This window comes from Pedobacter sp. (assembly GCF_035317785.1).
Classification (GTDB): domain Bacteria; phylum Bacteroidota; class Bacteroidia; order Sphingobacteriales; family Sphingobacteriaceae; genus Pedobacter.
Genome location: NZ_DATHGC010000298.1, coordinates 1 through 8006, shown reverse-complemented (window position 1 = coordinate 8006; position 8006 = coordinate 1). Strand labels below are relative to the sequence as shown.

Sequence of the window (8006 nt, the reverse complement as noted above, 5' to 3'; positions counted from 1 at the left end):
TGATCTCCTTAAACATAATCTGCTACTGATTCCTGTAATAACAATGACAATGAACAATCCATAATTGCTGCAGCGGCTTCAGATCCCAGGAAGCCATCATTAGATGAAAAACAAAAATCCATCTCTCCCTTAAATGTGCCGGTCACGAGGGTATTGGGGTTTTTCCAGGGAAATGCCACAGTCGGGCTGTATATTGCTTCTACTTCAAAAGAATCATAGTGCTCAGGAATATTGAGTTTACCCATATTGGAAAATGTCACATCATGCGATCCCGGGGCAGACTTTAAGTAACCGATCATTTTAGGCGCCGAGGAATGAAAATACTCACTCATGATCAGCAGGTCATGAACATCCATAGCAGCAATCTTCGCGTTCAGCTCTTCTTTAATTTTTCTGGCAGTATTCCAGAATCCTGATCTGGTATCCGCCGACAATTCGGCAATGGGCGCAAATGCAAACATATGATCTGCTTTGATCTCGGGTACAAATCTTCTGATATCTACCGGACAGATCAATTTGCCATTTGCGCCGTTTCCTTTCAGTTGCTGAAAAGCATTTAAAAATGCCGCACAGAGTGCAGAATGAACAGTCACCCCTTCGGTCTTGCATGCAGTTGCAAGTGCAGCCGTTTTCCCCCTATCCAATCGTCTGTGAACCATATAGCTTTCCCCTGTTACGGGCTTATTTCTTTTCGACTTTATCAAAAAGAACACACGGGCAAATACAGAAAATACCCTGGCTTTTATCAATTTTCCAATTTTACCCGAATAACTTTTTGAAAGCAATTCTTCTATTGACATAAAAGGAAGATAAGATATCAGCTTTTCTTCAGGCCTGTCCAGCAGCATTAGTATTTCAGTCATCAGTGTAGTCACCGTAGTTCCATCGCATATACAATGCGGACAAACCAGCAGGAGTTCTGACACCTCATTGTCTTTTAACCAGACCACACGGGCCATGGGGCTGCCCTTACCGTCAAATAACTTGTGCCACTCTTTTTTTGATTCTGTTTTCCAGTCATCATCACCCGGGCGCTCGACAATCCTTATCGGGATGGGAGTTATCGCATTACTGGAAACAAAATGCGGCACGCCCATTGAATCTTCTTTGATGCCCGCACGCAGCAAAGGATGTTTTTGCTGCACCTTATACAATGCATTCCGTAAGCGTTCCAGCGTAAAACTCCCCCGGATCTTTACCGCAAACACACAGTTTACCGCGGTTTCAGCATCCACATACATAATTCTTTCACCGATGATGAGCTTTCTTCTCATAAAGCCGACATTATATCCATCATTTTATCTTTTATCGATAACGCATCTTCATACGGTAGGAACCCTTCACTGGCTATGAAAGTAAAATCCATTTGTCCACGGTATGTAGAGGTGATCATCGTTGTGGTATTACCCAGCGGGCCAATCACCGAGGGGCTAAATATCGTTTCCACTTCAAAACTTTTATACTGATGAGCAATGCCGATCCGGCCCAGATTAGAAAACATGCAATCGTTCGTAGACTTACCATATTTCAAAAACTTCGTAAAGTTATTCAGGGCCGAATGCGATTCTTCCATCATCATCAGCGTGCTGTACGGATTGAGCTTTGCCGTCTTCCTGTCTATATCCTTCTGCATCCTCCAGGCATCGCTAAAAAAATCCAGGTCTTTATCCGAAGACACCACAAACATCAGCCCGAATGCAAAAATATTGTCCCTTTTGATTTGAGGTGCAAACCGCCTGATGTCTACCGGACATGACACCTTATTGTGAAAACCCGCTTTTCTCACCGATTGAAATGCATTTAGCAAAGCCACACAAAAAGCAGTATTTACCGTCACCCCTTCATCCCTGCACTTTTTAACAAGCCGCTCACTCAGTCCCTGATCCAGTTTCCAATGGATCATATAATCCGTTTTGCGCTCAACCAGTTTTTTATTCACAGGCACCAGCCAGAGAAAAAGATTGGCTATGCCTCCTATAAGTTTGGACTTGATGAGCTGCTTTCTGCTGTTCAATATTTCCTGCGGCACCACATCTTCTATACCCATAATCTGTTTTTCTTTGCCGATATCCGCATCCGGATCATTCAGAACCAGCAGCAGCTCCTCCAGAATGGCCATTGCCGATCCGCCGTCACAGAGACAATGGTGGATCACCATAATAAATTCAGAAATATCCCCACCCCTTATCCAGACCATTCTGATCAATGGTCCTTTAGCCGTATCAAAAGGTATTGCCCACTCCGCTATAGATTCCTTTTTCCAGTCATCTTCAGATACGCGGTCTGCTATTCTAACAGGGATATCAATAAACTCGTTTCCACCTGCCCAAAACCAGGGCATGGCAACCTCATCGTAAACCACGGCAGCATTCAGCATTGCGTGCTTTCGCTGAAGCTTTCTCAATGCATGGCGCAGATCGGCCAGTAGAATACTCCCTTTAATCCGCCACGGAATTACCGCATTAAAAGGCACCGTACCATCACCATGGAGCATTCTTTCTGCAAACAGTAGTTTTCTTTTCATCTTCCGCTTAATCTACAGCAAAAAGTACTTGTTCGGAATCCGCAAATTCTTCCAGCAGCTGTACCGCCTTATCATTACCGCCTGCGGCGATAAAAGTCTCTTTTATCTTCAATGCGGCGTTTCTGTACTGAGGGTTTTCCAGCAGTTCAAACACCGCAGTTTTGAGGTCCTCAATACGCAGCCGCTTGTAGCGGATGCTGATCCCGCAGCCGGCGTTTACGATCAGCTTCGCCGTATGAAAATGATCATAGGCAATCGGAGTGATCAGCATCGGAAGACCATTGGTAAACGTATCATTGACCGTATTGAATCCCCCATGACAAATCACCATATCCATTTTAGGCATCAGCTCCGCCTGCGGCACAAAACCATTTACAATAAAGTTATCCGGCCACTGCTCAAAAATATCCGGATTGGTAGCCGCTATTATTGTGACAGGCGCATCTGCAAAGGCATCGATCAGTTTCTTAAAAAAAGCAGCCCTGATGTCCACCAGCAAAGTGCCCAGCGAAACAAACACTTTGGGTGTAGTTGCTTTTTCCAGTCTATCCCAGTCAAAAGCAGCATTATTTGGCCGGCCTTTTACCGGGCCTACAAACCTCATATGAGGCATCGGCTTCGTTACCCCGGCAAATTCTTCAGAAGTAAAAACTATATTCATTTTATGGGAATGGATGACAATGTCATCACCATAAACCCCAAACTCTCTTTGCAACCCTTTGATCAGGTTTTCCTGCCATTCAAAGATCTTAGGCGCGCTATTTGCCGTATCACCCATCACATCCGGCGGCACGGGCGTGGTCGTCACACAAGGAATGCCTTTAATGTGCGCACATAAGGCACCCGCAAAAGTGATGCAATCATTGACGATCACATCCGGTCTCCAGGAATCAGATACCTTGCCCAATGCTTCCATCATGATCCTTGCTACCGGCACATAGGTCTCTTCCAACGCCAGCTTCATCACTTCCGGACCAGAGCACGAAGGCCCGTCATCCTGTCTTTTCAGAATCTTCTGCAGCTCTTCCTGGTGCTTTACCAGGTCATCCTGAGGATAAATATATTGACCACTAGCCGGCACATGCGTGTCCGCCAGCGGGATTATGCCAAACCATCTTACTTCATGTCCCTTAGCGATCAGGCTGGCCCCGATGCTCAGTGTCGGACTGATGTGGCCAAAAAAAGGAGGTACTACAAATAAAAACTTCGACATAATTCTTTCTTTAATGATTTAAAATTCCCACATCACCGGCCGCAGGCACAGCCTTACCCGCAGTCAGGCCAACCAGCAGATCCGCTGCTGTACTGGTACCGCCCGCCTCCGCAAATGACCGCCCGATTTGCTCAGCAGCGTTTTTGAAACTGCTGTTATTTAAAATTTCATACACCGCCTCTTTCAGGTGATTTGCCTTGAAGCGGTTAAAGTTGAGCCTCAATCCTGCACCAACACGCACTACCCTTCCAGCCACATGAGACTGGTCATAGGCAATCGGCACCACCACCATCGGCAGGCCGTTGGTCAGTGTTTCACATACTGTATTATGTCCGCCATGACAGACCACCGCATCCAGGTGCGGCAGCAGTTCCAGTTGCGGTACATTGCGCTGTACCATAAAATTATCCGGCCATTGCTCAAACAGCGCAGGATCAGATACAACCACCACAGTCAAAGGCTCATGGCCAAAAGCATCAACCACTTTGCCGAAAAAGTTCTTTTTATGTTCATGGTCAAACGTAGTCCCTATGCTCACCAGCAGCTTTGGCTGTTTTCCGAATCCCTTCAAACGCTCCCAGTCAAAAGCAGTAGTTCCAGCCCGTTCATTGATCACAGGGCCGGTAAATTGATACTGTTCCGGCAAGTCCATTTCTCCGAAAAATTCCCGGGAAGTCAGCACCATGGTCAGCAGGTCAGAGCAGGCAATAGAAGCCCCACCCCCCACACCCAGTTCTTTTTGCAGCGCCACGATCTGGTTCACTTCCCATTCATGTACTTTTGGCAGCTCATCCATAACCTTGATCGCCGCAGGAGCGGTTACAGACGTCGCATAAGGAATGCCCTTATTAACTGCCGCAATAGCCCCGGCAAACATCTGATGGTCCGTGATCACCAGATCAGGCTGATAAACATCCAGCAAACCCAGAACACCTTCATAGCTGTGCCTGTTCAGCGGGATCAGCACCTCTTCATACAAAAACTTAATGCTGTCTATGCCGTAAACGATCTTTTTGGTAATGATGTCCAGGTACTTTTCACTGTCCTGTTTTTCCCGGTCATTCTCTTCATAAGCGATGAGGAGCAATTTTCCCCCTTCCGGCAACCGCTGTGCCAGCGAACTGTCCAGACTGATCCAGGCCACCTCATGTCCGCGCTGCAGCAATACCGCACCGATGCTCAGTGTTGGATTGATGTGCCCTGTTAAAGGCGGAACGATGAATACAAATTTAGCCATGTTTAAAAAATTTATCCAGCAAGTTTCCAATCAGTTGAGGCTCCTGTATTGGGATATTATGGTCTCCAGGGACTTCCAGCAGCTGAGCCCCGTTTATTTTTTGCTTCAGTAACTCACCTGCGCCCAGGCAATTGGAACCCGCCCCATAAAGCAGCAAGGTCTCCTGCGTAATGCCATCAATCTCCGGCGAATTAAAAAATTCCCGCTCCAGCAGCATGTCGCTTTTGATGCTGGTTTCGTGAAACAGATACTCGTACATGCGGTGGTTGCGTTCCATCTGGCGCTTGCCCATCTTCACTTTTGTGGTATCCGTAAAATTCTCCACATAATGTTCCAGGAACTCGCGGCTGTAATCGTCAATGATGTCCCTTGTCCTATCATCATTAGGGTCAGGCGCCTCAATAACAGCCAGTTTCTTTACCCTATCCGGAAAACTCGAAGCCATTTTTAAGGCGATCAGGCCCCCAAAGCTATACCCCGCCAAATGTACCCGGTCAAGATCAAGCTCGTCCATCAGCGTCAGCAGATCATCAGTCATACTTTCCAGATCATAACCATTGACAGCCTTTTCACTCATGCCATGACTTTTCAGGTCATACATCAACACGTGGAATTCCTTCGCCAATACCGGCGCGATGTTAAAATAATACACAGAAAGGTTACTAAACATACCATGAACCAGCAGCACCGTCTCCGCAGCACCTTTGTTCAATTCCTGGATGTGCACACCCCTGTTGTTTACTTTAATTACGGGCATCGTCAATATAATTAACGATCATCCCCAGGTTCAGGTTGATCAGCTGGTCCAGGTCCATATTAGACAGCCAGCCTGTAAAATCTATCTGATCACCGTAATGCGCTTTGATTTTTTCCGAGAACGAAACGATCTCGATACTGTCCATTTCCAGGTCTTTGGTAAAAGAACTGTTCATGTCAATGTCCATTTCCTCTACAAATTCTTCCCCAATCACTTCCGTTATAAATTGTTTCAATACGACTACTGTGTCCATCCGATTATATAGTTTTTATGTTTAATAGTTTTAATGTAAATGTCATTCACTTTCAGTTCCTCTCCCCTGATCTCCGAGATGGTATACACCCGCGGATTGCCCTGCAGGCCTTTACCCAGATACTTGCCATAAGCCTCCTTGGCCACCCAAAAACGGGTCGCCCACTCCGCATGGTCCCTGCCCTTCAGCAGCGCCTGCTCACTGTCTGAAAACACCAGGTCCTGAAAACCCTGGTTTCTTTCCTCAATACGCTCTATATCTATCCCGACAGATCTATCATACCGGGCTATGCCCACTGCATCTGTACCCTTGTGCGCTATCGATACATGGATCCCTTCGGTCATCTTCCCCTGCAGATAAGGCTTGCGGAACTCATCAGACCTGATCTCAAACTCGATCGGATAATAGGCCTCCCGCTTCTCCTTGTTCAGCAAGCTCCTGACTGCATCCTTCACCGCTACACGGCTGATGATCCATTCTTTTCGCTTATTGGGCAGCAATGAATGGTGGTGCTGTTTTTCATCCTTATTGAAATAGCGTTTTAAAATAAAATCCCAGGATACTACACGGCTGTACGCATTGTGAAACATAAACACTCCGGGTGCAATCTCTTCCGACAGGCGGTTGTGCAGGGGCGACATCGATACCCGCCATAAAGCCTCGTCTATTTCCAGTCTCCTGTTCTGCCAGCCATTGATCCTGGCCCAGACCTTACCATCACGCATCATCACAAAATCCGCAGTGGCAAATTCTTCATTCAGTTCGGTCAGCACGCAAGTGCATTCAAAGCTGCCTTGCTGATCCATCATATCCCCGAAAAACTCGATCTCCTGTATTTTTACCGGGAATGCAATGCGGTCCTTTGTCAGTGTCAGCTGCAGCCAGAGGCCAAACAACTGACCGGCATTGTCCAGCAATGAGCCTTTTCCTGTACCACCTTCAATAATTCCTGTTATTCCCTTATCGCCTACTGCTGTCAGTTTTTTGATGCCCTGGTAACCCGGTCCGTGAAACATGTGCTCCTCATAGATCTGTTCCGGGCTCCGGTCAATACCCAAAGGCAGGCCGGTATCGTAAAATCTTTCGGCTGCAACAGAATGCTTCCCACTCAGCAAAACCTCGGCATTGGCAAAACGATCTAAGTCCAGGTAAGCAAGTTGCTGACTTTTCCATTCCCCTGTCACCGTTTCCCTAAAGGGCTTCGCCACATTCATCCATTGGAATACCTTGATGTTCATGATCTTGTGGACATGTTCAGCATGCGATTGCTCCGCAGCGATCTCCCCAAACATTTCAAAGATCATCGTCATCGGGATCACCGGATCCATATCGTCTACACAATGCCAGCCCTTAGGTTGTCTCAGCAAAGAATGGTCAACCAAATAAGGACTGTTTTGCAAAGTCACATCCAAAACCTTAGTAAACGGTATTCTTAGTCTCGCTGCATGAGCAGGTTGAACAGTTACAGGCACTTGCGCAGCAACTGGCACAACGGGCGGCCCCTGTACAAAACCTTGCGGCGACTGAGCTGCATATCCGGCAGGCCTGTTCTTAAACAGCTCCAGCAGTTCCGACTGTATACCCAGCATCTCTTCCACATTGTCATTAAACGCCCGCATCACCGGATGTGCCACATCCTGCAGCAATGCTTTATTTTGATAAGCAGGGACTTCCTTTCTAAACTGATCAGCCGCAAGGTCCTTAAGTCCTTTTATGTTGCTAATCAAAGGCAGTCCAAGCTCTAGTTTTATTCCCTTCTTCGCGACAGCAGCTTTACTGCCGGAATAACCCATAAAAGCCATCCCCGCCACTTTCCCTTCCGCAAACAATGCCGCCAGTACCCGCTGCAATTGTGCCACACCCGAACGGATCGCCACGTTGGAAGGTACCGCACTATAATTTTTACCTTTCAGCGTATCGTCAATAAAGCCGATCAGCCCGCCGGAGCCCACCTGTATAAACATCCTGGCCCCCTCTTCGTAAAGCCGGGCTGTCAGTTCACGAAACCTCACCGGTTTGATC

At 47.1% G+C, this 8006-nt stretch carries 7 protein-coding genes; all 7 read right to left on the bottom strand.

Annotated elements, in window-relative coordinates:
- Positions 1–8: 8 nt before the first annotated feature.
- Positions 9–1274: a phthiocerol/phthiodiolone dimycocerosyl transferase family protein gene (locus tag VK541_RS18690; RefSeq protein ID WP_324371912.1), complete on the bottom strand. Its 1266-nt coding sequence runs from the start codon at positions 1272–1274 to the stop codon at positions 9–11.
- Positions 1271–2524 carry a hypothetical protein gene (locus VK541_RS18685; protein WP_324371911.1) on the bottom strand — a complete coding sequence of 418 codons (1254 nt, stop codon included), beginning with the start codon at positions 2522–2524 and terminating at the stop codon, positions 1271–1273. Before VK541_RS18685 ends, VK541_RS18690 begins: the two co-directional genes overlap by 4 nt.
- 7 nt (positions 2525–2531) lie before the next feature.
- A complete protein-coding gene (locus tag VK541_RS18680) occupies positions 2532–3737 on the bottom strand; it encodes a glycosyltransferase (protein WP_324371909.1) in 1206 nt (401 codons plus the stop codon).
- A 10-nt stretch (positions 3738–3747) separates the two neighbouring features.
- On the bottom strand, positions 3748–4974 hold the full coding sequence (locus VK541_RS18675; protein WP_324371908.1) for a glycosyltransferase: 1227 nt from the start codon (positions 4972–4974) through the stop codon (positions 3748–3750).
- Entirely contained in the window at positions 4967–5731 is a 765-nt protein-coding gene (locus VK541_RS18670; RefSeq protein ID WP_324371907.1) for an alpha/beta hydrolase, read from the bottom strand. The genes VK541_RS18675 and VK541_RS18670 overlap by 8 nt, the downstream gene beginning before the upstream one ends.
- Positions 5718–5984: an acyl carrier protein gene (locus VK541_RS18665; RefSeq protein ID WP_324371906.1), complete on the bottom strand. Its 267-nt coding sequence runs from the start codon at positions 5982–5984 to the stop codon at positions 5718–5720. Before VK541_RS18665 ends, VK541_RS18670 begins: the two co-directional genes overlap by 14 nt.
- The coding region (locus VK541_RS18660) for a 4'-phosphopantetheinyl transferase superfamily protein (protein ID WP_324371905.1) at positions 5972–8006 on the bottom strand (2035 nt) is incomplete at its 5' end. The genes VK541_RS18660 and VK541_RS18665, both read right to left, overlap by 13 nt.

What these genes read in the sequence shown, in the direction of transcription:
- VK541_RS18690 (WP_324371912.1), bottom strand. Translation starts at nt 1,274, where the DNA reads ATGAGAAGAAAGCTCATCATCGGTGAAAGAATTATGTATGTGGATGCT.
- VK541_RS18685 (WP_324371911.1), bottom strand. Translation starts at nt 2,524, where the DNA reads ATGAAAAGAAAACTACTGTTTGCAGAAAGAATGCTCCATGGTGATGGT.
- VK541_RS18680 (WP_324371909.1), bottom strand. Translation starts at nt 3,737, where the DNA reads ATGTCGAAGTTTTTATTTGTAGTACCTCCTTTTTTTGGCCACATCAGT.
- VK541_RS18675 (WP_324371908.1), bottom strand. Translation starts at nt 4,974, where the DNA reads ATGGCTAAATTTGTATTCATCGTTCCGCCTTTAACAGGGCACATCAAT.
- VK541_RS18670 (WP_324371907.1), bottom strand. Translation starts at nt 5,731, where the DNA reads ATGCCCGTAATTAAAGTAAACAACAGGGGTGTGCACATCCAGGAATTG.
- VK541_RS18665 (WP_324371906.1), bottom strand. Translation starts at nt 5,984, where the DNA reads ATGGACACAGTAGTCGTATTGAAACAATTTATAACGGAAGTGATTGGG.